The sequence below is a fragment of the Psychrobacter okhotskensis genome (assembly GCF_013248965.1).
GTDB classification, from domain to species: Bacteria; Pseudomonadota; Gammaproteobacteria; order Pseudomonadales; family Moraxellaceae; genus Psychrobacter; species Psychrobacter okhotskensis.
The window spans coordinates 1-26,675 of sequence record NZ_JABRVQ010000034.1 but is presented as its reverse complement, the minus strand read 5'-3'; the positions used below and the strand labels follow the sequence as shown (position 1 = coordinate 26,675).

Here is a 26,675-nt window from a genome sequence, read left to right as displayed (position 1 = left end):
GTGTTTCATAACGTTCTGATATGTAGGAGTTGAAGTTTGAAATGCAACACGGCACATCTTACTCTTCAACTCATTCTTTTAAAACGTTGCACTTCTTATTTGAATCTAGGTAATTAAAAAATAGTTATTTCAGCAATTTATCAGAGGATAAATGCTACTGAATGTCTGTTTCACTGGTACTAATTTTAGGACAGTTTTTTAGACTTGTCTAATTAACGCACGCTTTTTTTAAAACTCTCACGCTCAAAGACACGCGTTTGATAGTCAAACAACGGACGACTGATAGCGCGCGGCAGTTCGATATCCATCTCCTCAAGCCGCCATAATAAAGGAGCGAGCAGCACATCACACCAGCCAAACTCATCCGCCATAAAGTACGGCTTATGAGCAAACAGTGGGGATAAGGTAATCAATGAATCAGCCAATTGTTTTTTTGCCAATGCGGCTTGTGCTTTGTTAAAGCTGTCTGGATGCGTAAGCAGTCGCTTACCGAGGACCAGCCAATCGCGCTGAATACGCCAGGCCAGCTGTCGAAACTGTGCTCGCTCTTGCGGGGTGTCAGGTAGCAGTTTGTTGGCATGATAACGTTCTTCAAGGTATTCAAAAATAACGTTAATCTCATAGAGTGCAATCTCACGCTGTTGCAGGACAGGCAAGGTATGATAAGGGTTGAGCTCGGTCAGATCTTCAGGACGCTCAGAATGCAAACGTGATAAATAATAAGCGAGCTTCTTTTCTTCAAGCAATAGGCGCACCACATGACTGTCGTAGCCGTCATCAGCATATAAAATCAGCTGACTACTTGGAATGTCATTCGCATCAATCATGAAAGCCTAATGTTAATAGTGAAGGCTGTCATCGTAAACAAAGTCGCTGTGTTTATCAAGGCAACTCGCGTAAATGTTGCTGTTGAGCGCCTTATTTGTCTGCTTTCTTGAGGTTTTATTAGGATAGTAAAACAGTAGTGCATAAAAAAGCACTACCGAAGTAGTGCTTTATATCATGCTCAATTTTTATACCATCAACTTCTATTTATTTTACGTCTTTCCAGAACTCTTTATTGAGCAAGTAAACTGGGATGAGTAGGACCAATAAGAAGATAATGACGAAGAAACCAATCACTTGACGGTCGTGACGAGCAGGTTCGCCCATCCACGCCATAAAGTTAACCAAATCGCCAACCTCAGACTCAAACTCTTCTTGACTCAATGTCTCTTGCATATTATGCAAGACGTGAGGCATAGCAGCGTTTGCGAGTACTAGGTTATTAGCACCCCAAGGACGACTTGGATCTTCATAAAACGACAATAGGTAAGTGTAAACCCAATCATCACCACGCAGTCTAGTCTCTAGAGACAAGTCTGGTGGTGCGGCACCAAACCATGAAGCTTGAATCTCAGGGTCAATCTCAGCAGTGATATGATCACCGATTTGATCGGTTGTCACCATCAAGTATTTTTCGACCAACTCAGGTGGAATCTCTAAATCTTTAGCGATACGAGAGTGGCGGACATACTGTGCTGAGTGACAACCTGCACAGTAATTCATAAATATCTTGGCACCGTTTTGTAGCGAGCCTTTATTGGTAAAGTCGATAGGGGCTTCACTACACAGCAGGTGTTCTTCAACCCCTTCAGCGTTAGTGAAAGTCCCACAACCACCACCTGCTGCCATTGCGTTACCAGCAAATAGGGTTAATGCCGCGCCTAAGCCTAAACCGGTTAAGGATTTAATTAGCGTGTTCATTAGTGACCTCCGGTGACGCGTTCTGGTGGCTGTTTACACTTCTCAATAGCAGTGTAAAACGGCATCAATAAGAAAAACAAGAAATACAACACAGTGAATATACGCGCCATAATGGTTGCTGTTGGTGAGGCCGGTGTTGCACCCAAATAACCCAATACCACGAAGCTAATAGCAAATACAGTCAACGCAATTTTAGACAAAATGCCTTTATAACGTATCGAGCGTACTGGAGATCTATCGAGCCATGGTATTAAGAACAGTACAGCAATAGCACCACCCATCGCGATGACACCGCCAAGCTTGTTAGGAACCGCACGTAAGATGGCATAGAAAGGTGTGTAATACCATACTGGTGCAATATGCGCAGGGGTTTTTAGTGAGTTCGCTGTCTCAAAGTTTGGTGGCTCAAGGAAGAAACCGCCGCCCTCTGGAAAGAAGAACACCACTGCAAAGAACAAGATAAAGAACACCACAATACCGACCATATCATGAACGGTGTAGTACGGATGGAACTCAATACCGTCTAATGGCACGCCATTTTTATCTTTTAGCTTTTTAATATCGATGCCATCAGGGTTGTTCGAACCCACATGATGCAGTGCCACTAAATGCATAAAGACCAAGCCCACGAGCACTAAAGGAATAGCGACAACGTGTAAGGCAAAGAAGCGGTTTAGGGTGATACCGGAGATAATATAATCACCACGTACCCATTCGGCAAGACCATCACCAATCACAGGTAGAGCAGCAGGTAAGTTCAAGATAACCTGTGCACCCCAGAATGACATGTTGCCCCAAGGTAGCAAGTATCCGAAGAAACCTTCTGCCATTAGCGCTAGATAGATACCCATACCGATGAGCCAAATAAGCTCACGAGGTTTTTGGTATGAACCGTATAGCAATGCGCGGAACATATGCAAATATACGACAACGAAGAACGCAGAGGCCCCCGTCGAGTGCATATAGCGAATGAGCCAACCGCCTTTGACATCACGCATGATGTATTCAACCGACGCAAATGCCCCTTCGGCACTTGGGTTGTACATCATGGTTAGCCAGATACCTGTCACCAATTGGTTGACCAGTACGACCATAGATAACACGCCGAAGAAGTACCAAAAGTTGAAGTTTTTTGGTGCGTAGTACTTGGACATGTGGTATTCATAGGTTTCGGTCGCAGGAAAGCGCGCGTCCACCCAGTGCATGATTTTTTTACCCATACTCATATTAAGCCTCCCCAACCGTCAAGATGGTACCATCCATGTTATATTCTGGGATAGGTAAGTTAAGCGGTGCTGGAACGCCACTAAAGACGCGACCTGCTAAATCATACTTAGATCCGTGGCAGGGGCAGAAAAATCCGCCATACCAGTCATTACCGCCTAAATCAGCAGCACCAACATCAGGGCGATAGTTCGGCGCACAGCCCAAATGCGTACACACGCCTTCAACAACCAACACAGCTGGTTCTAAAGAGCGCGTAGGATTCGCACAGTATTCAGGTTGTAATGATGCACTAGAGTCAGGGTCAGACAGCATTGGCTTGACTGACTCTAATCCTGCGATCATCTCTTCGGTGCGCTTAACCACATAAATAGGTTTACCACGATATTTGATGACAATCATTTGTCCATCTTCGATAGAACCGATATCTTGGGTAACAGCCGCCCCTGCAGCTTCAGCTTTTGCGCTTGGCGTCCAAGAACGGACAAAAGGTGTCGCCACTGCAGCTACCCCAGCTGCACCAATCGCGGCAGTCGAGGCAATAAGAACTCTACGGCGTTGTACATTAACGCCTTCGGCATGGCTCATTAATACTTCCTCCAGGTGAATGAAATGGGATTATCCCACACTGGGTTTGTGGCTTAGAGAATATTGGCTTAAAAATATAGATACAATATCAAGCCACTTTAGCTGTGCCTAATTTTGCTAATTGTTGCTATTCTAAGCTATTTTGGTCATAAAATAAATTATTGCGTTAAAAATAAAGCAACCTTGATAGGGCATACTATGCGGTTGAAGCGGATGATTCGTGCCAGATGGCGTGAATATCGACGTGTCATTACCGTTTTTATACCAGCAAGGTGGGTCAGTGTGATGACCTTATAATTAATAAGGGTATTCAACAATAGCGAATGATACTTGAAATTGAGGTAATGTTCACTAACTTTCAGTCCCTAATCTCTATGTAAGTAGTCGTAAAGCAATTATCACCACACTATTAATAGCATGTAATAGCATGATGATAATTTTTGTTCCCTTAAAGACCAACGTCACAATGAAAATTTAATCTCTCTATCCATTGCGTGTGTTTATTAAAGCATCTATTAAAGGTAGGCTTTAGCGATTCACATTAGCCTTCAAGTGTACTCCAACGCTCAAGCTTGCTCATCATCTCATCTTCAATCGCTAGTAAACGCTCACTAGCGGCTGTTGCTGCATCGAAGTCTTTTGTGAACCACGAGCCATCAGCCAATTTTTCTTGTAGCGCATTTTGTTCAGCTTCAAGCGCCGCAATCTCTTTTGGCAAATTGTCCAACTCACGTTGTTCATTATAGTTGAGCTTTTTAGCAGCTGTATTGGGTTTGGCAGCTTGAGTAGGCTTATTAGCAGGTTTATTGTTCGTGGCACTGTTATTTGGCGACCTAGCAGCACGTGTGGCTTCTTCACGGTTTTTTTGTACCAGATACTCTTGATAACCACCGACGTACTCTTTGACGATGCCTTTGCCTTCTTCATCAGTATCGAACACCCAGGTAGAGGTGACGACATTGTCCATGAACGATCGGTCATGGCTAATCAGCAAGATAGTACCGTTAAAGCTGCTGACCGATTCTTCTAAGAGCTCAAGGGTGGCCATATCCAAGTCGTTGGTTGGCTCATCGAGTACCAAAATATTGGCAGGCTTTAGCAACTGCTTGGCAAGTAGGACGCGGTTACGCTCACCACCCGACAATGCTTTGACTGGCGTACGTGCACGCTCTGGGGCAAACAAGAAGTCTTGTAAGTAGCTCATGATGTGAGTTTTGCGGCCACCCACTTCGACGAAGTCAGAACCTTCAGAGACGTTTTGCGCGACACTGGCTTCTAGATCTAACTGATCACGTAGCTGATCGAAGAAGGCGATTTTTAGGTTAGTGCCTAGCTCAACGCTACCTGTTTTGGTCACTTCATCGTCAGACATATCGAGTAGGGCTTTAATCAACGTGGTTTTACCAGCACCGTTGGGACCAACGATACCAATCTTGTCACCACGCATAATCATGGTACTAAAGTTATCAACCAGTACGTTGCCATCATATTCCAGATGCAAGTTTTTAACCTTACAAACCAGCTTGCCACTTTTTTCGCCTTCACCCATAGTGATGTTAACGTTACCGACTTGCTCACGGCGACCGCTACGCTCTTCACGCAGTGCTTTTAGCTCACGTACACGGCCTTCGTTACGGGTGCGACGAGCTTTGATGCCTTGGCGAATCCAAACTTCTTCTTGGGCCAGTTTTTTATCAAAGTTGGCATTGTTTTTTTCTTCAGCGAGTAACTGTAGCTCTTTTAGTTCTTGATAGCGTGCATAACCTTTAGCACCTTGAGTGACGTCATAGCTTGTCAGCTGACCACGGTCAAGCTCAACAATACGCGTCGCGAGCTTATTGACGAATGCTCTATCATGGGTCACGAATAACAAGGTCAATCCTTGCCAATCTAACAAGAAGCGCTCTAGCCATTCGATACTTTCGACGTCCAAATGGTTGGTCGGCTCATCTAGTAGCAAGACATCAGGCTTGGTAACCAGTGAGCGCGCGAGTAGCACACGGCGCTTACGACCACCAGATAGCGACGATAAATCATCTTCTGGATCAAGTCCCATGGTCGTAATCAGTCGCGTGGCATCACGCTCTAGATCCCAGCCATGTACTGCATCGATATCATGCTGCAAGTTCGCCATATGCTCACAAGCATCCATATCGCCATCGGCACACATATCGACCTGCTTATTATAGTCAATCAGCAGATCCGCGGTGCGACGGCTACCACCCATGACGATATCTAATATACGGCCACTGGTTTCGGGGACGTCTTGTTCTAGCATAGCGACACGCATACTACTGTTGGTAATAATCTCACCGCTGTCAGGCTGCAACGAGCCATTGATTAACTTAAACAGCGTGGATTTGCCTTCGCCATTGCGACCAATCAAACACACGCGCTCGCCAGCATCGATTGCAAAATCAATACCATCGAGGACGGGAGCGACGCCAAATGCGAGGTGAATATCTTTTAGATGTATCAGTGCCATAAAATATCTTAAGCTTATATAATAGTGAGGTAGGGGTTGTTGCAAAATTGGCAGCAGTATAACATGCCACCACCTGACTGTAGTGCGAGTAAATGCTTTATCAGCACTATTTTTCGCTTCTATCAATAGCAAATAGGCTGTCAATGTTATCGCTATTTAACGGCTACTATTTAACGGTCATCAATCACTAATATATATTCCTTCAAACACCTCACATAAATACAATCACTTAGAGAAAAATATGGATCAATCTGTACCACCAACGAAACCGTTACTCGACTCTCAAGGCGATACATCTGCCGACCAAAGCGAGCTACATGCTCAAGTGATCGAATTACAGATGAATATGTCTCATTTGGAGCTGACGGTAGAGCGGCTCGATGAAGTAGTCGCTCGGCAAGATAAGCATATCCAGACCCTGCAACGTCAGCTGCAGCTTATATATAAACAAGTTGAAAGCCAAGATACTGAAGGGGGGATTGCGCCGTTTGATGTGATGGCTGATAGACCACCTCATTATTAAATACCTATGAGCCTTTAAAGGCCACTAATTATATCTGTATATTTCAAGCTAAAATTATATCCAAATTTTTAGATACAGTTACTAGTCGATGACTGTCTAGTCATAATTCGGTAATAATGTATTTTTACAGTTGTCTTAAGGTGAAAAAGCCATTAGTATCCTTCCCCTTAGCTGCTGCCTACTTATCAATCCCTCGGTATGGCGGTAAAACAATGCGGATGTTTGGAGATACACAATGCGGGCCATCTTTCACCTAAAAACCCTTACGGTAGCTGTTGCTGCTCTTTCTGTTGCTAGCGTCGCTAGTGCTGCTGGTCTTGATCGTTCAGGTCAGGATATCACCGCATTCTTACAAGATGGAACCTATGCCGAAACCGTTTATACTTATATCGATGCCGATGTGAGTGGCAAGGATTCATCAGGCAATAAAATCGATGACATCGCAGAAGATTATGACTTTTTTCGTTATGGCGTAAAAGCAGACATCAACGATACGTTTAGTGTTGGTATCTTATACGATGAGCCATTTGGTGCTGCCGCTGATTATAGTGGCGATAATAACTTCGTAGCTAGAGGCGATCTTGATGCTTCAATTAATGCTATTTCAGGTGGTAAAGCAAGCAGCTTAGCAGATGCTGGTGAAAAAATTGGTCAATTGACCCAAGGTGCAACCCAAGCAGGTACAGCAGCTGCAAACTTTGCTGCACAAGCTCAAAACGCGACGACCCAGCAAGCAGCGGCAGAGTTTGCTGCTCAAGCAAAAGCGGCCCAAACCCAAGCGCAAACGCTAAAAGGTCAGGCTCAGTCTCTTGGCGCAGCAGTAGCAGCAGCCCGTGCAGAAGAAGCGACTACTGGTGAAGGAACGAATGTTGAAGTTCGTACCGAAAGCATCACGGGTATCTTGGGTATGAAACTGGGTGAAAACAAAAACTTCCAAGTCTATGGTGGCCCTGTTGCACAGCAAGTACAAGCCGACGTAGCACTGCGCGGTATTGCTTATGGTCCTGCTACTGGCTATACCACTCACATCAGCTCTGACCAAGACTATGGCTGGTTGGCTGGTGTCTCTTATAGCAAGCCTGAAATTGCGTTACTAGCGGCGTTAACCTATCGCTCAGAGATCGATCATAGCTTGAATATTGGCGAGACTTATCCGCTGGTTGCCGCGTTGGGTGGCGATCCTGAACAAGGTAACAAAATCGATATCACCACACCTAAGTCAGTAAACCTAGACTTTCAGACAGGCATTAACCCAACCATGCTAGCTACCGCAAAAGTACGCTGGGTGCCTTGGAGTGATTTTGCAATCGTGCCACCCCTTTATAACGAAGTCAGCAAGCGTTCAACGGGTGATGATAAGGGTCTGCCTTTAGTCAGCTATGATGAAGATCAGTGGTTAGTAGAGTTGGGTCTTGCCAAGCGTTTGTCGCCAGCATTAGCCGTTACCGGAACGGTTGGTTGGGATAGTGGCGCAGGTAATCCAGTGACGTCACTAGGTCCTATTGAAGGTTACTACAGTGCTGGTCTTGGTGCGAAATATAACTTCACTGAAAACTGGGCAGTCTCTGCTGGTGGTAAATACCTGTGGTTCGGTGATGCTGATGGTCAAATACCGACCAAAGCAGTGGTTAGTAAATTCGAAGACAACGACGGTTTTGCACTGGGTATGAAGCTTTCTTATCAAGCGAAGTAACAGCAAACTAAGAAATATACAAGTTGGCTATTTATTTGGTAATTTAACAACGATAAAAAAGCGATCCTGAATGGGTCGCTTTTTTTTGATTTATTTGCCATATAAAACTGATCTGTGTGAACTATTATAGAGTGCGATTCAGGCTGTTGAATATGGCAATAATAAACGATATTAGTCTGGTAAAAATGCAACTGTAAAAGCTAAAATTATTAAAGGAAACAAGTGTTTAGTATAATATTTTAAGGCAACCTGTACTGTTCAGTCATAAAAGAGAAATAAAGTACTTTAAGTGTTGTTTTAGTGTCAAAAAGCCATTACTATCGAAATCAGGACACCATTTTTATGATTCAAATTTGTGCGCTTTATGGGCAATTTTGGATTTGTAAGATGGTTAAACAACGAGGACGTTTGGAGATACACAATGCGCGCTACCTTTCACTTAAAAACCCTTGCGGTAGCCATCGCTACTATTTCTGTAGCCAGCATCACTCATGCTGCAGGTCTAGATCGTTCCGGTCAAGACGTTACTGCTTTCTTTCAAGATGGCACCTATGCCGAAGCTGTCTACACCTATATTGACGCTGATGTCAGCGGCTATGATAGTGCCAACGGCAGTCCACTTAGCAATGACTACGAGCCCGGAGAAAAAACTGGCGATATCGCTGAGTCCTATGACTTCTTTCGCTATGGTGTAAAGGCCGATATCAATGATACCTTTAGTGTTGGTATTCTATATGATGAGCCGTTTGGTGCCTCTGCTGAATACAAAAAAAGCAACTTCGTAGCACAAGATGATATAAATGCTAGCGTTAGTGCAATCACGAATGGTCAGTTCACTGACATTAATACTGCCCAAGCCACGTTAGGTCAATTGGTAGACGCCGGTGATGCACTGCCACCAGCGCTAGCAGCAGACCGAGATCGATTAGCATTGGGACTTGGAATCGTCGCTGCTGAGGCTGCTACTGCTGGTGAAACTACCAAAGTTGAAGTGCGCAGTAACAATCTAACAGCCATTCTTGGTATGAAGCTTGGTGCAAACAAAAACTTCCAGATTTATGGTGGTCCAGTTGCCCAGCGTATCGAAGCTGAAACCAGATTACGTGGTACTGCCTATGGTCCAGCCAGTGGTTACACATCGCGTACCAGTCCTGATATGGACTATGGCTATATAGCGGGTGTCGCCTATAGTAAGCCCGAAATTGCCCTAAAAGCGGCACTGACTTATCGCTCTGAGATTGAGCACACGTCACAAACTTATGAAACTTATCCTTTAGCGCCTGCGCTTACGGGTGGGGTGCTTCCTAGCAGTCGCAGCAGTAATATCGACACCACCACGCCTAAGTCTGTTAACTTTGACTTCCAAACTGGTATCAACCCAACGACTTTAGCAACTGCAAAAGTGCGCTGGGTACCATGGAGTGACTTCTCAATTGTTCCATCGCTCTATACCGATGCTACTAAAGGTAGATTTCCTGGTGGGTTAGCACTGGTTGATTATGACGACGATCAATGGCAAGTAGAGTTGGGTATGGCGAAACGCCTAACGTCAGCATTTGCTGTCAGTGGTACCGTTGGCTGGGATAGTGGTGCTGGTGATCCAACGACGTCATTAGGACCTATCGAAGGTTACTATAGTGCAGGTCTAGGTGCCAAATACAATGTCACTCCTGAGTGGGCTGTATCAGCCGGTGGTAAGTACTTATGGTTTGGTGATGCGCAAGGTCGATTACCAACTGGCAAGATCGTTGGCGACTTCGATGACAATGATGGGTACATCGTTGGTGTGAAGCTTTCTTACCAAGACACAAAATAATTAGTGAACACTTGTACTTATTTTTAAAATACTAGATTTAATGAATAAAAAGCAGCCCATTGTGGCTGCTTTTTTTATTGACGAAAATTATTAAAAAATAATATTAATTATCAATGCGTTACGTTTTCATTAATGAATAAACGTACTTCACTTTGACTGTTTAGTATACTGGCACGGTTATTATTTATATTTGACACGTTAATTAGGATCAAAATCTGCTTGACATAAATCTATCTTTGTAAAAAGTGGAAAAGGGTATTGCTATAGCGTTAAACTTTAATTATGATACTGAAATCAGTTACGTTGTCTTACATAGTAGTAATGTCTGATAACAATGAAAGGTAATATTGCGTAAGCGGTAGTTACATTCGATAGTTAAATAATTACGTCGTATGGCAAAGGATTGCACAGCATAAGTTTTAATTACTCATACAAGTTTTATAGTGATTAAACTTTTTGCCAGTTATTTTATTCATGGAGGATATCAAGTGTCTCAAAAGTTCCCTATCTCTAAGCTCACTCTCGCTCTACTTACCCTATCTGCTGCTTCATTAACGCAAGCGGCTGGTCTTGATCGTTCAGGTCAAGATATCAAAGGTTTCTTTAACCCAGGTACTTATGCCGAGGTTGATTTTGCTTATATCGATACTGAAGTGTCAGCTCATGACAATGCTGGTGCTATCGCTACGCCCACCGGAGAAATTCGTAATGGTATTACTTCTACGGAAGACGCTTACGAGAAAGGTGTGTCAACTGGCAATGCTACTCCGGATGAATATAGCTTCATGCGTTATGGTGTAAAAACTAACGTCAATGACAATATCAGTATCGGTGTGTTCTATGACGAGCCTTTTGGTGCAGAAGTAGAATATTCTGGAGATAGTACTTTTGTATCTCAAGCAGGTAAAGATACCATTGCTGACTCATCGACAGGCACTTCTGTTCCAAATGAAGTGATCAACCCTTCAGTATTAGATCCAGACTATGACAAAAATACCAATGTGAAGGTGCATACGGAAACGTGGACAGGTTTGATTGGTCTTAAGTCTAATGGCTTCCAAGTATATGGTGGCCCAGTCATGCAAAAAGCAAAAGCAGAAGTACATCTACGAGGTCAAGCATACGGACCGTTGACAGGCTATGATGCCAATGTCAATGCTGATACTGATTATGGTTGGGTAGCGGGTCTTTCCTATAGTAAACCTGAGATTGCCCTAAATGCAGCGCTGACATATCGTTCAGAGATTGAGCATAAAACACCCGTAGGCGAAAGAGTGCCATTACTAGGATCGCCTTTAAGAGATATAGCACTTGGCAAGCTTGGCATTGATCCAAACTCTGATCTTGGTCAATCTATCGGCGAATATGCCACTACTGATGCTACTGTCACCACACCAGAATCGGTCAATTTAAATATCCAAACTGGTCTAAGTGAAAAATATCAATTACTAGGTACATTAGATGTACGCTGGGTACCATGGAGTGATTTCACTATCGTACCACCACTTTACAATGCCTACTCTAAGGCTGCAGTAGAAGAAGGTTTGCCACTATTGTCTTATGACAAAGACCAATGGAAGGTAGATGTTGGTTTAGCGAAGCGTTTTAATGAAAAACTGGCTGGTTCAGTGGTTGTTGGTTATGACTCTGGTGCAGGCGATCCGGTCAGCTCATTGGGTACTATTGAGGGTTTCTATAGTATCGGTGGTGGTGTGAAATATAATGTCACACCTGAATGGGCTGTATCAGTTGGTGGTAAATATCTTAAGTTTGGTGATGCCACTGGACAGTTACCGAACGGCAGTATCGTTAGTAAAGCCGAAGACAATGATGGTTACATCGCTGGTGTAAAGCTGTCTTATCAAAGCCAGTAACTAATGACTCTGTATTAATATCTTAAAATACTTTTACAAGCTTACTTAAACAACTAGTTAGGTAAGCTTTATCAAGCATTATTATTACCCAATAGGGTAATGAGTTAGTACTTATGTAAATATCTCATATCTCACAAATGAACGTTTGCGTCATGTTTTATGAACGATTACTAGTCGTTATAAATTGACTTTGTAAACTAAATTTGATTATCTATATAGCTTACCTAAATACTAATTATCACTATTAGTAGATAAAGGAATATCAATCAATCATCCATGGAGGAAGACGAATGTCACCTAACCGTCATTCAATCTCAGCTGTATCTACAGCTAAAAAATTCAAAACCCCACTCAAAGCCAGTGTTGTTCTTCTGACATCAATGATATTAGCGGCCTGTAATACCACTGATGACCCTTCTTATAATCTTGATGATGTCTTTACTCCAATGCCAGGCAATGGTGGGGCAACTGATCAAGAGTTAGAAGAAGCAAAAGCTGAAGCCGAAAAAGCAAAAGCTGAAGCCGAAAAAGCAAAAGCTGAAGCCGAAAAAGCAAAAGCAGAGGCTGCAGAACAAATAGCGGCTGCAGAAAAAGCGGCTGCAGAAAAAGCTGAGGCCGCCATCAAAGCGAAGGAAGAAGCTGAAGCTGCCGCTGCTGCTGCAGAAAAAGCTCAGGCAGATGCCATTAAAGCCAAAGAAGAAGCCGAAAAAGCGTTAGAAGAGGCTTTAGCGAATGGTGGTGGTTCAGAAGCCCTACAAAAAGAAGCTGATCGCAAGGCGAAATTAGCAGAAGAAGCGCAAACTGCTGCTGAAGCTGCACAAGCCGCTGCCGAAGCTGCTCAAGAGGCAGCTACAGCCGAAGCCGCCGCCGCCCAAGCAGCTCAAAAAGCTGCCCAAGATGCCGCGACTGCTGCAGAGATTAAAAATGCCCCTGAAGCGACTAAGTCAGGCGTGCAATCATTGAATGTCAATGTTGCTCCATTGAGTAAAGTATTTAAAACAACCACACGCGACTTTGACGCTGATGAAAATAGTGTTGTCGCACGTGCAGATCTTGCTTCAGAATCAGCACCAGGTGCTGGTGATGGAGTACTAGGTGCGCTCACTATCACCACCTCAGGTGACGGCGATACAGCTGTCGCTGGATCAAACGGCTTTAAAGCGCATGATGACAGCACAGTCGTAGCAGCATTAGGTCAAGAGTTACCATTAAATTATACCTCAACGTATAAAGACTTTGGCGATGACATGCGCATCGGCCACATCGATGGCACAGCCAACTTTAGCGGGGTAGAACTTCCTGTCAATGGCGTCGCCGTGATTGGCAATGCTACCAAAGCTGAGAACATGCCGACCGAAGGTACCGTTGGCTATACTGGTGATGCAACCTATCGTGAGCTTGGTATCGGCAATGACCTTGAATTTGGTTCATCAGTATTCACTGCCGACTTTGTTGCAAAAAACTTAAAGGGTGACTTAACCTTTAGCGATAAGACAATCGGTCTAGAAGCAGCTATCGATGGCAATCAGTTCTCAGGTAGCAAGGATGGTTATAATGCTGAAGGTGGATTCTTTGGTGGTGATGCTCAATACGTAGGTGGTGTCTATGAAGGTAAAGGCGCTCAAGGTACTTATGGTGCAACCAGTGACAAACAAGCGGCAGCGGAGCAAGCCGCTAAAGATACTAAAGCTGCTGCAGATAAAGCCCAAGCTGCAATAGCAGCTGCCCAAGCTGCTGCCGAAAAAGCTCAAGCCGATGCTGAAAAAGCTCAAGCTGCTGCTGTAAAAGCGAAAGCCGATGCTGAAAAAGCTCAAGAAGCTGCTGACAACGCAGGTACTGGCGGTAATGATGAAGCGTTGCAAGAAGCATTAGATAGAGCCGAAGCAGCAGAAGCAGCCGCTGAAAAAGCCCAAGCGGATGCAGATGCAGCGATCAAAGCAGCCACAGAAAAAGCGCAAGAAAAAATTAAAGCGGCACAGGATCAAGCACAAGTAGAAATTGCAGCTGCACAAAGTAATGTTGAAGCCGCTCAAAAAGAAGCTGCGACTGCCAAAGCAGCTGCGGCGACTGCAGAAGCTGCTGCTTTAGCAGCTGAAAAAGATGCAGCTGAAAAAATTGCCGCAGCAGAGTCTGCAGCAAAAGAAGATGTGGCAACCGCTAAGGCTGCTGCAGATAAAGCAAAAGCTGATGCTGCAAAAGCTCAAGCTGCTCAACAAAAAGCTGAAGAAGAAGCTCAAGACGCAGAAGATAGAGCAGCAGAAGCTGAAGCGGCTCGAACTGCAGCTGAAAAGAAAGCTCAAGATTTGCAAGATGAATTAGATGCGATAAATAATCCAGATGCGTACAAGTCTGATGTCGAGGCCGAGCAATCAGGTGTGCAGCATTTATCTGTCGATGCAAGTGCATTGCAGCAAGGCGTTAAAACAACCACAACCCGTGACTTTGCTATTCGTAGCACATCAGATGTCGATGCCCGTGCCGACTTAGCACTTGAAGGCCTTCTTCCAGGACCTATAGCGATTCAAGTATCAGGGGATAATGACACTGATACGGAAAATGGCTTTAAAGCTCATGAAGGAACTGGCAACGTATTAGGCGAAGGTGATTTAGCTTATACCGCGACCTATAAAGATTTTGGTGATGGTGCGATGCGTATTGCCCATATCGATGGCTCAGTTAATGCTGGGGCAATCCCAGTAGATGGTGTAGCTGTAGTGGGTAATAAAACAGCAACGCTACCGACAGAAGGCACGTTTGAATATGCTGGTGATGCCACCAATCGTAAAGTTGGTGTAGACAATACAGTTGAGTACGGTAGCTCTGAGTTCACCGCTGACTTTGTTGCTAGTAAAGTTGATGGAACACTAAAATTTGCTGAAGCTGGAGAAATCGGTCTTTCAGCAGATATTGACGGCAATGAGTTCTCTGGTGCTACAGCTGACGACACTGGTTACAATACAGAAGGCGCGTTCTATGGTAAAGATGCTAACTTTATCGGTGGTATCTATGAAGGTAACGGTTCTCAAGGTACTTTCGGTGCAGAGAAAGATGGTACCCCAGCTGATTTAGTTGTGCCAACTGAACCACTTCCAGAGCCTCCAGTCAATCCAGATGCAGCAGTAGATGCTGAGTTTACTGGCTTCCAAAGCAATACGTTAAGTAGTAAAAAAACCAACTTTACAGAAGATGCGATTGGCTATGCAGAGATACGTGACGATAAGTCCGACTTTACAGAAACTGAAACTGTAGATGGTTCTAAAGTTCCTGTAGATAACCGCGAAGGTAATAACTTTACCAGTTATGATAGCTTCTTAGCACGTGCTGATATGACTAAGCCTGATTCTGTTAAAGAAGCAGTTAATGTAAATCTCAGCGCAGCTGGTGATGCCGCATATAATAATAGTGAAGATTTCAAGTTGCACACTGAATCCACTAACGTCCAAGGCCCTGTAGCGTTAGACTTAAACTACTCATCTGTGTATAAGAACTTCGATTCGCAAATGCAAATTGGCCATGTCTATGGTGATCCTAACCAAAGCTTCTTAGGTGATTTAGCACGTGTTTCTACTGTTTATGTACAAGGTAATAGTACTAACCTTGACGACATGAAGTACATGAAAGACCTAGCACAGTACAATATTGATAATAATATCAATGATGGTATGGTGGCTTATACTGGTGTCGCTACCTATATGGAAAACCTGCATCTGAAAGATGGTGCTCGTGGTGGTCCAGTAGTCGATGGTTCATCTAAGTTTGATGTTGATTTTGTTAACAGCAAGCTTGAAGGCACATTGACATTTGCAGAAGGTGATTATAAGTATATGCCTGCCGGTAATGAAATTAATATCAATGCCGACATTACTGGCAATACCTTTGCTGGTAATGCGAATAACATCGATACTGCTGGTGGATTCTACGGCGAAGACGCCCAGTTCTTAGGTGGTGTGTATCAAGAAGCTCTAGAGCGTGGCGGTAAAGGTGCACAACCAGGCGAAGGTACGACCTTCCAAGGAACCTTTGGTGCTGAAAAGCAATAATCTAGTCTGATAGTTTTTCATAAAAAAAGCGCCTTAGGGCGCTTTTTTTATTGCCGTTAATAAAGAGAAAAGCATTGTTATTAAAGTTTACAACTGTTCTCCAACTTGATTAATGTTTAGTTAATAAAGCGATGTATTTATAAGTCAAAATTTCATTGATGATTTTTATTAAACTATAGTTTGCTAATTATGTGGTTGCTATACTGGTGCTTATCCAATAGAAAGCTTCTTAATATTTTGTATATTAGTATTTCTTTGAGCTGTCATTTATTCAAAAACTGTGGCCCCACATAACTATTGTACTGTCTTGTTATTACATAGTTCTGAATAGAATCTTGTAATCGTTAACCAAATGTTTTGGGTGTCATTTTGAAAAAATAGTCCAATCATCCTAGATTGTTGTTTTTTCATAAGTATTTATGAAGAATAGCTTCTTTATTTTAGCTTTATGGTGAAAACAAAAGTCATTTTCATGCTCTAGCTTATTATTCTTATGAATTGATTATAGGTAATCGTTGTCAACTGGATCTTTTAATATCCAATGCTAACGAAATATTAGTCGGATAGAGACAGCCAGATTTCTTAATAATGTCCATTATTTATAAACATTCTCTTTAACAGATATTAAATAGTAACTAAAGGTTACAATGAACAATATTCTGTTTATATTAATTGACTTCTTGTATGGAATTTGTTTTTATATGCAAGGTACTGAATAAATGTTGTGCTTAAAGGACTAAGTACCGAAATACCATTAACTCTTCATGGAGGAAGACGAATGTCACCTAACCGTCATTCAATCTCGGCTGTATCAACAGCAAAAAAATTAAACACCCCACTCAAAGCCAGCGTTGTTCTTTTGACAGCAGTGATCCTAGCTTCATGCTCGACTAGTGGAGGAGACAACTCTATTACTCCCAAGCCAACCCCTGTTTTACCAGGGGTAGAAGATGGTGGAACTGGTGGAGAAAATGGTGGCGATGGAACCGATGGAGAAAATGGTGGCGGTGAAACGAGTGGTGATATAGAAGCTATCAAAGCAGCAGAAGCTAGAGCTAAAGATGCAGAAGCTAAAGCAGCAACTGCAGAGGTTAAGACAAAAGCAGCAGAAGCCAAAACCAAAGCAGCAGAAGCCAAGTTAGCAGAAGCTGCCAAGGCAGTAACTGCTGCTAAAAAGGACGCCCAAGAAAAAATTGCAGCTCTGGAAAAAGCCTCAAAAACAGAGATAAGTGCTGCTAAAAAAGCGGCCAAATCTGCTCAAGATGCACTTAAAGCTGCTGAAGACAACTTTAAAGTAGAGTCGTCGAAAGCCGCTGCTGCTGCTAAAGAGGCAGTAGAGGCTGCTAAAGCAGAAGCGACAGAAGCTAAACTTGCAGCACAAGCTGCTAGAGCAGAAGCCGTAGCCAAAATTGAAGCAGCCGCTAAAGCATCTAAAGCCGATGTAGCCGTTGCTAAAAAAGATGCTGCAGAAGCAGTTGAAAAAGTTAAAGTTGCTGAAGAAAAAGCAAAAGCTGCAGATACTCGAGCAACAGCAGCAGAAGAAAAAGTGCAAGAAATACAAAAGTCGTTAAAAGCCGAAACAGCTGCTAAAGAAGCCGCCCAAGCCAAAACCAAAGCAGCCGAAGCTGAAACGAAAAAAGCTCAAGACAAGGCCAAAACAGCAGAAGAAAAGGCCGCCGCCGCTGTTAAAGCCGTTACGGCTGCAAAGCAAGAATCTGATAAAAAGATTGCAGCTCTAGAAAAAGCAACAGCCAGTCAAGTTGCTGCAGCTGAAAAAGAAGTAAAAGCGGCTAAAGACGCGCTTAAAACAGCAGAAGCGCAAGCAATCACAGCAGCAAAAGCAGCAGCAAAAGCAGCTGCCGATGCTGCCGAAGCGGCTGCAATAGAAGCCGCAGCTAAGCTTGAAGCAGTAAAAACTGCCTCAGCAAATCAAATCGAAGCTGCTAAAAAAGAAGCCGCTGCTGCTCAGACACGTGCTGATAAGGCTCTAAAAGACGCCACTGCTGCTCAAGACAGAGCTGAAAAAGCAGAAGCTAATGCCAAATCAGAAGCTGAAAAAGCGGCAACAGCCAATGCTGAAAAAGCAAAAGCAGAGCAAGCAGCATTAGCTGCCAAGGCCCAAGCAGATGCTGCTAATAAGCTAGCAGCAGATGAAAAGCAAAAAGCCACCGCTGCTCAAAAAGAAGCGGATGCAGCCAAAGGTGAGCTTGCGACAGCCCAAGAGGAACTAGCCGCCGCCGAAAAAGCACTGGCAGACGCATTGGCTTCAGGTGGTGGTAACACCGCAGCACTACAAGCAGAAGTAGACCGTCGCCAAGCGGCCCTTGACGCTGCTAATGCTAAAATCATTGCTACCGAGCAAGCGCAAGCCGCTGCAGTAGCCGCCGCTGCCGCTCAAGTCGCTGCCGCCCAGCAAGCCCAACAAGCTGCCGAAGCCGCCTTAGCCGCCGCTACTATCAAAAATGCGCCTGAAGCGAAGAAATCTGGCGTTCAAACACTCAACGTCAACGTGGTTCCCCTAAACAAAGTCTATAACACCACCACCCGCGACTTTACCGCGGATGAGAACAGCGTCGTTGCCCGCGCAGACCTTGCTTCAGAATCAGCCCCCGGTGCTGGAGATGGCCTACTAGGCGCACTCACCATCACCACCTCAGGTGATAGCGACACAGACGTTGCCGGATCAAATGGTTTTAAAGCACATAAAAACAGCGCAGTAGTAGAAGCATTAGGTCAGAAACTGCCATTAACTTATACCTCAACTTATAAGGATTTTGGCGATGACATGCGCATCGGCCACATCGATGGTACCGCAACCTTTAGCGGACTTGAACTGCCTGTTAACGGTGCAGCCGTAGTTGGTAATGCCACGCAAGCAGCGAACATGCCGACTGAAGGCAAAGTTGGCTATACAGGTGATGCCACCTATCGCAAGCTTGGCATTGGTAATGCCATCGAATTTGGCACATCAGTTTTCACCGCAGACTTTGTCGCCAAGAACCTAAAAGGTGATCTTAGCTTCGCTAACGCCGGTAAGATTGGTCTAACAGCTGGTATCAACGGCAACCAATTCTCAGGTAGTGCAGACGCTAACGGCGGCTATCTCACTGAAGGTGGATTCTTCGGTGGTGACGCCCAGTACTTGGGTGGTGTTTACGAAGGCAATGGTGCTCAAGGTACTTATGGTGCCAAGAGTGACAAGCAGACCGCAGCTGAACAAGCGGCTGTGAAAGCACAAGCGGATGCGGCTAAAGCACAAGCAGCTACAGCTGCTGCTCAGGCCCAGGCTGCTGCTTCACAGGCTGCTGCTGAGAAAGCCAAAGCTGATGCTGTTAAAGCGCAAGAGGCCTTGACAAAAGCAGAAGAGAACTTAGCAAATGCTGGTAATGGTGGTGATGGTGGTTTGGCTGATGCCTTAGCTCGTGCAGAAGCCGCAGAAGCCGCTCAAGCAGCAGCAGAGGACTTAGCAGCCAAAGCGAAGATCGCTCAAACTGCCGCTGAATCTGCTAAAGCGGCAGCTCAAAGTGCGCTACTGGCTGCACAACAAGCTGCTGCCAAAGCAGTGGGTGAAGCCAAAGCAGAAGCAGAAACTTTAGTAGCCCAAGCGAAAGCAGATACAGATAAAGCTAACGCAGCAGCAGCATTGGCACAATCAGAAGCGAAAGCGGCGAAAGCGGCAGCAGAAAAAGCTAAGACTGATGCAGAAGCTATGGTAGCAACAGCCAATGCTGAAAAAGCAAAAGCAGAGCAAGCAGCATTAGCTGCCAAGGCCCAAGCAGATGCTGCTAATAAGCTAGCAGCAGATGAAAAGCAAAAAGCCACCGCTGCTCAAAAAGAAGCGGATGCAGCCAAAGGTGAGCTTGCGACAGCCCAAGAGGAACTAGCCGCCGCCGAAAAAGCACTGGCAGACGCATTGGCTTCAGGTGGTGGTAACACCGCAGCACTACAAGCAGAAGTAGACCGTCGCCAAGCGGCCCTTGACGCTGCTAATGCTAAAATCATTGCTACCGAGCAAGCGCAAGCCGCTGCAGTAGCCGCCGCTGCCGCTCAAGTCGCTGCCGCCCAGCAAGCCCAACAAGCTGCCGAAGCCGCCTTAGCCGCCGCTACTATCAAAAATGCGCCTGAAGCGAAGAAATCTGGCGTTCAAACACTCAACGTCAACGTGGTTCCCCTAAACAAAGTCTATAACACCACCACCCGCGACTTTACCGCGGATGAGAACAGCGTCGTTGCCCGCGCAGACCTTGCTTCAGAATCAGCCCCCGGTGCTGGAGATGGCCTACTAGGCGCACTCACCATCACCACCTCAGGTGATAGCGACACAGACGTTGCTGGTACGAACGGCTTTAAAGCTCATAAAGACAACGCCATTGTTGCGGCACTCGGTCAAGAACTCCCACTAAATTACACCTCAACCTACAAAGACTTTGAAGATGACATGCGCATCGGTCACATTGATGGCAAAGCCGTCTTTAGCGGTGCAGAGCTACCTGTAAACGGGGTTGCCGTAGTCGGTAATGCCACTCAAGCTGAGAACATGCCAACCGAAGGTAGCGTAGGCTACACCGGTGATGCCACTTATCGTCAGCTTGGCATAGATAATGACATCGAATTTGGTAAATCAGTTTTTACCGCTGACTTTGTTGCCAAAAATGTGAAAGGCGACCTTACCTTTGATAATGCTGGTAAAATTGGTCTTACTGCTGATATCAACGGCAACCAGTTCTCAGGTACTGCTGCTGATAATGCTGGTTTTAATACTGAAGGTGGATTCTTTGGTGGAGATGCTCAGTATCTAGGCGGTGTTTATGACGGCAATGGCGCTCAAGGTACCTATGGTGCCAAGAGTGACAAGCAAACTGCTGCCGAACAAGCAGCAATAAAAGCACAAACAGATGCGGATGCAGCCAATGCAGCCATTGCTGGTGTTCAAGCGCAAGCTGCTGCTGCCAAAGCTGCAGCTGACAAAGCGCAAGCTGACGCCATCAAAGCGCAAGAAGCCTTGACTGCTGCACAAGAGGCATTAGAGAATGCAGGCAGTAATGAAGACCTGCTCGCGGCTGCACTAGAGCGTGCGGCCGCAGCAGAAGCGGCCGAAGCTGCAGCATTAGATGCGGCAACCAAAGCGACAGCTGCTAAAGATGCGGCCTTAGCCGCGCAAGCTGCAGCAGAAGATGCGGCCATAGCAGCAAAGGCTGCTGCAGACAAAGCGATTGGTGAGGCTAAAGTAGAAGCAGACAAGAAAGTAGCAGAAGCCAATCAGCAAGCAGCTGATGCAAAAGCACAAGCGGCGGATGCTCAAACACGCGCTGATGCAGCAGAAGCCGCCGAAGCTAAAGCCAAAGCTGAAGCTCTCACCGCTAAAGCGCAAGCTGAGGCAGCGATTGCTGCTGCTAACGCCAAAGCCGATCAAGCCAACCAACAAGCAAGTGCAGCACAAGCTCAAGCTGCTCTTGAGAAACAAAAGGCTGAAACAGCTCAAGCGGAAGCAGATAAAGCTAAGAGCGATTTAGCAGAAGCAGAAACTGAATTAGCGGCTGCAGAAAAAGCTTTAGAAGACGCCCTAGCATCAGGGGGCAATACCGAAGCCCTACAAGCAGAAGTAGATCGCCGCCAAGCGGCACTTGATGCAGCAAATGCGAAAGCGGCCGCCGCTCAGCAGGCACAAACCGATGCTCAAGCCGCAGCAGAAGCGCAAATCGCAGCCGCTCAGCAAGCCACGCAAGCGGCCAACGACGCCCTAGCAGCCTCGCAGATTAAGAACGCACCTGAAACCGCTAAATCCGGTGTACAGCATATCAGTATCGATGCCACTGGACTAAATCAAGGTATGTTGACAACCACGACTCGTGACTTTGGCATTACGGATGAGACGCAAGTACAAGCACGGGCAGATATCGCTTCTGAAGGTCTAGTCTCTGATCCTGTAGCGCTTCAAGTCAGTGGTGACAATGATACAGCAGTAGCAGGATCTAGTGGATTCAACTCATTTGAAAACACCACCAAAGTGGTTACTGCCTCACTGGGCGAACAAGACTTAGTTTACACCTCAACTTATAAAGACTTTAGTGATGACTTAAGGGTGGCTCATATTGACGGTGCCGCTGCTGGCCTATTACCTGTCAATGGTGTGGCTGTCGTTGGTAATGCCACCCAAACTGCTAACATGCCAACCGAAGGTAAAGTCGGCTATACAGGGGATGCTACTTACCGCGAGACTGGTTTAGACAAAAACATTCAATTTGGCACCTCAGTCTTTACCGCTGACTTTGTTGCCAAAAATCTAAAAGGCGATCTAGATTTTGGTGATAAGAAGATTGGTTTAGAAGCCACAATTGCAGGCAACCAGTTCTCAGGTAGCAAAGAGGGTTATAAAGCCGATGGTGGATTCTTTGGTGGAGATGCTCAGTATCTAGGCGGTGTTTATGAAGGAAATGGCGCTCAAGGTACCTATGGTGCCAAGAGTGACCTGCAAACTGCTGCCGAACAAGCAGCGATAAAAGCACAAACAGATGCGGATGCAGCCAATGCAGCCATCGCAGGTGTTCAAGCGCAAGCTGCTGCTGCCAAAGCTGCAGCTGACAAAGCTCAAGCTGACGCCATCAAAGCGCAAGAAGCCTTGACTGCTGCACAAGAGGCATTAGAGAATGCAGGCAATGGTGAAGATCAACTCGCCGCCGCCTTAGAACGCGCCGCCGCCGCCGAAGCTGCCGAAGCCGCTGCTCTAGAAGCCGCAGCGACAGCAGAAGCCGCAAGACTAGCCGCTGAGAATGCCAGAGCTGCAGCAGAAGAGGCTGTGATCCAAGCTGAAGCTGCAGCTCAAGCTGCCATCGGTGATGCCAAAGCAGAGGCCGCACAGAAAGTAGCCGAAGCCAAGCAACAAGCAGCCGATGCTGAACAAGCACAGCTAGAAGCGAATGCACGCGCTGATGCGGCTGAAACGGCAAGATTAGAGGCTGAGGCTAGAGCAAAAGCAGCAGAAGATGCTCTTGAAGCCGCGCAGCAGCTACCACCAGCGCCTACTAATCCAAAGGCCCCCGTCAATGTAACAATAACTGGTTTCCAAAACAGTATTGCAGATCATGATAATAGTGGTATAAGTGCAAATACTTCTGCTAGCTATGATACGTACACTGCGCTTTTGAATGAGACAGGTTCAAAAGACTTTACAAACTCTATAAATGTAGAATTGAGAAACGCATCTGACGAAGATTATGAAGGTAGTTTCAAAAAGAGCGAACTTAAGCAGATTGGCGGTATATTTAATAATAAATTAAATTATACGTCAACTTATAAGAACTTTGATGAGCAGATGCAGGTTGGTCATGTATATGGAGACCTTAAAGGCCTAGCCAATCTAATCCGACTATCTAAGTTATCGAACGTATATGTACAGGGTAATAGTACAAACGCTACTGATATGAAGTATATGAAAGATCTATCACATTACAATATCAAAAATGGCATCAATGATGGGAAAGTGAACTATAACGGTGTAGCCAGTTATATCGGCAATAGTGAAAGTGAGATCATTGGAAAAGATCCAATCATTGGTACTTCAGAATTCAAAGTTGATTTTGTTGATAGTCAAGTGGATGGTACGTTATCATTCGATGGCTCTAGCGTTAGCCAAAAGAAGATTAAGGCTGAAATCACTGGTAACACCTTTGCAGGTAACTGGAATGGCGTTGATACGAAAGGGGGCTTCTTTGGTGAAGATGCCAATCTCCTAGGCGGTGTATATCAAGTCTCTGGTGGTAAAGGAACATATGGCGCTACTAAAGTAGATCCAAGCGCAGAGCCGGTACCAGAACCTAAAGCTGTGACAGGTGTTATGAGTAATACCATTAGTAGCGTATCAGGCTTAGGTACAGATGATGCAATTGGTTATCGTCAGTTTGTTACAGATAACCAAACCTTCACTAGTACAAGTGGTGATGGTGAAGGTATGACACCGACCATAATTGAAAGTAGTGCTATAGATAATCTACCAAGCTATGATAAGTTTGAAGCCCGTCTTGATATCGTTAAACCTAACAAGTTCAAGCAAACAGCTACGATTACAACCGTTAGAAATAGTGACGTCGCCTTTGACGCGGATAGCGGTTTCATGAAGTCTAAGGACAAGAATGCTGCTACCTTCAAAAATGTCGGGTCTATCATTGGTGATATCGATTTAAAATATAACTACGACTCTGTGTACAAGAGTTTTGGCACACAGATGCAGATAGGTCATGTTTATGGTGATCTCGTTAAAGAAAGTGGTATTGGTAGTGGTGTCAAATCACGTTATACCAATGTCTATGCAATAGGTCATGCCACCGAAAATATGCCAACTGATGGTAATGTTCAGTATGCTGGTGTTGCCACCTATATGGATAATATTCATTTAGGCTCGGGCGCTATCAAAAACCCAGTAGTCAACGGTACATCCACATTCAATGTAGATTTCGTTAATGACTCTTTGACAGGTGAGCTGACTTTTGCTGGTATCAATAAAAATATTGGTATAGATGCTACTATCGATGGTAATACCTTCGCTGGTAGAAAGAATAATATTGCGACATCAGGTGGTTTCTATGGTGATGATGCTAAATTCTTAGGAGGCATCTATCAAGAAGCCAGACTGGATGGTGATAGCGCTGTGCCAGGAACCGGTACTACTCCAGGTACAGGGACGACCTTCCAAGGTACCTTTGGCGCCGAAAAGCAATAAGGTAATATGACTGTATAACACAAACGAAAAAGCGTCCTAGGGCGCTTTTTTTCTCGCTTAAATTATCAAAATCCCTTAGGATGATTAAGTTTGGAAAATTAATGATCATACTTAGGTAAGGATACCCATGAATAATCAATATATGTGCAAACCTCTCACGGCTTCTATTTTACTATCAATGATGGCTTTTTCTTTGCCAGCCATAGCAGCAGAGCCTGAGTTTGAAGATATAGAGCCAGAGCTTAACCAAGCAGATGAACTGCTTAAGCGCGAAAACCAAACAGCTGTATCAAATCATACAGCTCCTTCTACAGCTGTCTCTGACACAGAGGCACAGCGTGCTATCAGAAGCCGCCAACAACTTGCCGCTGCAACTGCCTATAATCTAGAGGCTCTAAAAGCCAATCCAGCAGCGTTCAGTAAGTATCTCAATGATGCATTAGCTGCGCAGGATATGGTCACTGTTAAAGAATTACTGCCACACTACAAAGCACTTGAAACCAATGATCCAATGCTAATCAAATTCGCTGATGCCTTGATATATCGCAGTGAAGCCAAAAACAAACAGGCCATCGCCATCTATCGTGACATGCTAGCAGCAGATCCAGACTTTCATCCAGTACGTTTAAACATGGCCATCGCCATGCAAGCAGATAAGCAGTATGCCGCCGCAAAAGATCAGTTTCTGAAGCTGCAATCCGTTGATCTTCCAGCGCCCGTTATGGCTAGAGTTCAAAACGCCTTATCTCAAATAAATAGTTCAGAAAAATGGCAGTTCAATGCCTCTGCCAGTTACGTGAGAGATGATAATATCAATGATGCACCATCGAAGACTATCCAGTCTCAATTGGGTAACTCAGTTGAGCAAAAGTCAGCCAATGGTATTCAAGTGTCAGCCAGTGCAAACAAACGCTTTAATTTACCCGAGAATTTTTATGCCACAGTGGGCGGTAATGCCTCACTAAAAGGCTATTGGGATGAGACTGATTATAACGATTACTTATTTACCGCTTCTGCTGGTGTCGGTTATGATGATGCCAAAAATGATGTCTCTCTCACGCCATTCATGACTAAACGATACTATGATGAAGAAGCCTATAGCTTACGTAAAGGCATCACTGTTAATGGCTCTCGCTGGGTAAGACCTAAACTAAAGCTATCCGCTACTGGCATTTTATCTAAAGAAACGTTTGAAGATGATGACGATAAAAACCGCGAGACTGATGGGCAGTTTTTGGGCTTAAATGCATTTTATATTAAAGACGCCAAAGAGTACTTTTATGGTGGTTTAGGCAATTATCAGAATGATGTACCCAAGTCTAGCATTATTAGCTATGATCGTAATTCAGTTAACGTTGGTTGGGGTCGCGAATGGAAAAAGGGCATTTCTACATTAGCGACAGCGGGCTATGCTATAAAAGAGTACGATGACCCGTCTGACTCTTACCCAGCAGGTAGTGGTGCTTTAAATGGTTATTACAATGCTGTCGGTGGTAAAGTTGGCTCGACAAGAGAAGACAAAACCACCTCATTAGGCTTACAAGTCTGGAAACGTGACTTAACTTTTTATGGCCTGACGCCAAGACTGGTTTTTGATTATGACCAAACCTCAAGTAACTTTGATTACTATGATGATCGAGATGAGAAGTCGGCAACCATATTGTTAACCAAGACCTTTTAATACTTTATAGCTAGGGCGTGTATTTAGCTAGGGCATGTATTCATTCCCATTACTATTTTCAAAATGAGAACACCCCCTAATACGATTTTTTGATAATAAAAAACCGCATCTAAAAAGTGAACTGACCCCCGAAACTTGGACAGTTTAAGTTTGCACCAAGGACTGAGTTCTGTACTCCACAGGGCTCAGTCCTTTTAGTTTAAGCTGAATTCTCTCATGATTATAATAATGCATATACTCATGAATCTGTTTCTCTAAATCTTCAATGGTTTTCGGCTTCTTAATATAA

The 26,675-nt window shown here is 44.7% G+C and carries 13 protein-coding genes; 7 read left to right on the top strand and 6 right to left on the bottom strand.

Annotated elements, in window-relative coordinates; all coding sequences use genetic code 11:
* Nucleotides 1-212 precede the first annotated feature (212 nt).
* From HQR03_RS13125 to HQR03_RS13105, 5 genes are all read right to left on the bottom strand, one after another.
* The gene (locus tag HQR03_RS13125) at nucleotides 213-827 is read right to left on the bottom strand and encodes a glutathione S-transferase N-terminal domain-containing protein (RefSeq protein WP_025651402.1); all 615 of its coding nucleotides are present in this window, start codon (nucleotides 825-827) and stop codon (nucleotides 213-215) included.
* Nucleotides 828-1,032: 205 nt separating this feature from the next.
* Nucleotides 1,033-1,746: a cytochrome c1 gene (locus HQR03_RS13120; RefSeq protein WP_101211312.1), complete on the bottom strand. Its 714-nt coding sequence runs from the start codon at nucleotides 1,744-1,746 to the stop codon at nucleotides 1,033-1,035.
* On the bottom strand, nucleotides 1,746-2,951 hold the full coding sequence (locus HQR03_RS13115) for a cytochrome b (RefSeq protein WP_173240441.1): 1,206 nt from the start codon (nucleotides 2,949-2,951) through the stop codon (nucleotides 1,746-1,748). Before HQR03_RS13115 ends, HQR03_RS13120 begins: the two co-directional genes overlap by 1 nt.
* A 22-nt stretch (nucleotides 2,952-2,973) precedes the next feature.
* Entirely contained in the window at nucleotides 2,974-3,558 is a 585-nt protein-coding gene (gene petA / locus HQR03_RS13110) for a ubiquinol-cytochrome c reductase iron-sulfur subunit (protein ID WP_025651399.1), read from the bottom strand.
* A 541-nt stretch (nucleotides 3,559-4,099) separates the two neighbouring features.
* On the bottom strand, nucleotides 4,100-6,043 hold the full coding sequence (locus HQR03_RS13105; protein ID WP_173240440.1) for an ATP-binding cassette domain-containing protein: 1,944 nt from the start codon (nucleotides 6,041-6,043) through the stop codon (nucleotides 4,100-4,102).
* Nucleotides 6,044-6,284: 241 nt separating this feature from the next.
* On the opposite strand from HQR03_RS13105, the gene HQR03_RS13100 reads away from it, so the two are divergent.
* The 7 genes from HQR03_RS13100 to HQR03_RS13070 all read left to right on the top strand — a co-directional run bounded on the left by HQR03_RS13100 (nucleotide 6,285) and on the right by HQR03_RS13070 (nucleotide 26,386).
* Nucleotides 6,285-6,566 (top strand): SlyX family protein, encoded by a 282-nt coding sequence (locus HQR03_RS13100; RefSeq protein WP_025651397.1) that lies wholly within the window; start codon nucleotides 6,285-6,287, stop codon nucleotides 6,564-6,566.
* A 235-nt stretch (nucleotides 6,567-6,801) separates the two neighbouring features.
* Entirely contained in the window at nucleotides 6,802-8,259 is a 1,458-nt protein-coding gene (locus tag HQR03_RS13095; protein ID WP_173240439.1) for a hypothetical protein, read from the top strand.
* A 421-nt stretch (nucleotides 8,260-8,680) separates the two neighbouring features.
* Nucleotides 8,681-10,075, top strand: a complete 1,395-nt coding sequence (locus HQR03_RS13090; RefSeq protein ID WP_173240438.1) for an outer membrane protein transport protein — start codon at nucleotides 8,681-8,683, stop codon at nucleotides 10,073-10,075.
* Between the two features lie 488 nt (nucleotides 10,076-10,563).
* On the top strand, nucleotides 10,564-11,949 hold the full coding sequence (locus HQR03_RS13085) for a hypothetical protein (protein ID WP_173240437.1): 1,386 nt from the start codon (nucleotides 10,564-10,566) through the stop codon (nucleotides 11,947-11,949).
* Nucleotides 11,950-12,239: 290 nt separating this feature from the next.
* Nucleotides 12,240-15,989: a transferrin-binding protein-like solute binding protein gene (locus tag HQR03_RS13080; RefSeq protein WP_173240436.1), complete on the top strand. Its 3,750-nt coding sequence runs from the start codon at nucleotides 12,240-12,242 to the stop codon at nucleotides 15,987-15,989.
* Nucleotides 15,990-16,767: 778 nt separating this feature from the next.
* Nucleotides 16,768-24,705 carry a transferrin-binding protein-like solute binding protein gene (locus HQR03_RS13075; protein WP_173240435.1) on the top strand — a complete coding sequence of 2,646 codons (7,938 nt, stop codon included), beginning with the start codon at nucleotides 16,768-16,770 and terminating at the stop codon, nucleotides 24,703-24,705.
* Between the two features lie 127 nt (nucleotides 24,706-24,832).
* Nucleotides 24,833-26,386, top strand: a complete 1,554-nt coding sequence (locus HQR03_RS13070) for a surface lipoprotein assembly modifier (protein ID WP_173240434.1) — start codon at nucleotides 24,833-24,835, stop codon at nucleotides 26,384-26,386.
* A gap of 144 nt (nucleotides 26,387-26,530) precedes the next feature.
* Here the strand turns inward: HQR03_RS13070 and HQR03_RS13065 are convergent.
* Nucleotides 26,531-26,675 (bottom strand): IS3 family transposase (locus HQR03_RS13065; protein WP_173240433.1); only part of this gene is annotated, 145 nt, incomplete at its 5' end.

Bases quoted from the DNA above. Each gene is read 5' to 3' on its own strand.
- HQR03_RS13125 (WP_025651402.1), bottom strand. From the start codon at position 827: ATGATTGATGCGAATGACATTCCAAGTAGTCAGCTGATTTTATATGCT.
- HQR03_RS13120 (WP_101211312.1), bottom strand. From the start codon at position 1,746: ATGAACACGCTAATTAAATCCTTAACCGGTTTAGGCTTAGGCGCGGCA.
- HQR03_RS13115 (WP_173240441.1), bottom strand. From the start codon at position 2,951: ATGCACTGGGTGGACGCGCGCTTTCCTGCGACCGAAACCTATGAATAC.
- petA (WP_025651399.1), bottom strand. From the start codon at position 3,558: ATGAGCCATGCCGAAGGCGTTAATGTACAACGCCGTAGAGTTCTTATT.
- HQR03_RS13105 (WP_173240440.1), bottom strand. From the start codon at position 6,043: ATGGCACTGATACATCTAAAAGATATTCACCTCGCATTTGGCGTCGCT.
- HQR03_RS13100 (WP_025651397.1), top strand. From the start codon at position 6,285: ATGGATCAATCTGTACCACCAACGAAACCGTTACTCGACTCTCAAGGC.
- HQR03_RS13095 (WP_173240439.1), top strand. From the start codon at position 6,802: ATGCGGGCCATCTTTCACCTAAAAACCCTTACGGTAGCTGTTGCTGCT.
- HQR03_RS13090 (WP_173240438.1), top strand. From the start codon at position 8,681: ATGCGCGCTACCTTTCACTTAAAAACCCTTGCGGTAGCCATCGCTACT.
- HQR03_RS13080 (WP_173240436.1), top strand. From the start codon at position 12,240: ATGTCACCTAACCGTCATTCAATCTCAGCTGTATCTACAGCTAAAAAA.
- HQR03_RS13075 (WP_173240435.1), top strand. From the start codon at position 16,768: ATGTCACCTAACCGTCATTCAATCTCGGCTGTATCAACAGCAAAAAAA.
- HQR03_RS13070 (WP_173240434.1), top strand. From the start codon at position 24,833: ATGAATAATCAATATATGTGCAAACCTCTCACGGCTTCTATTTTACTA.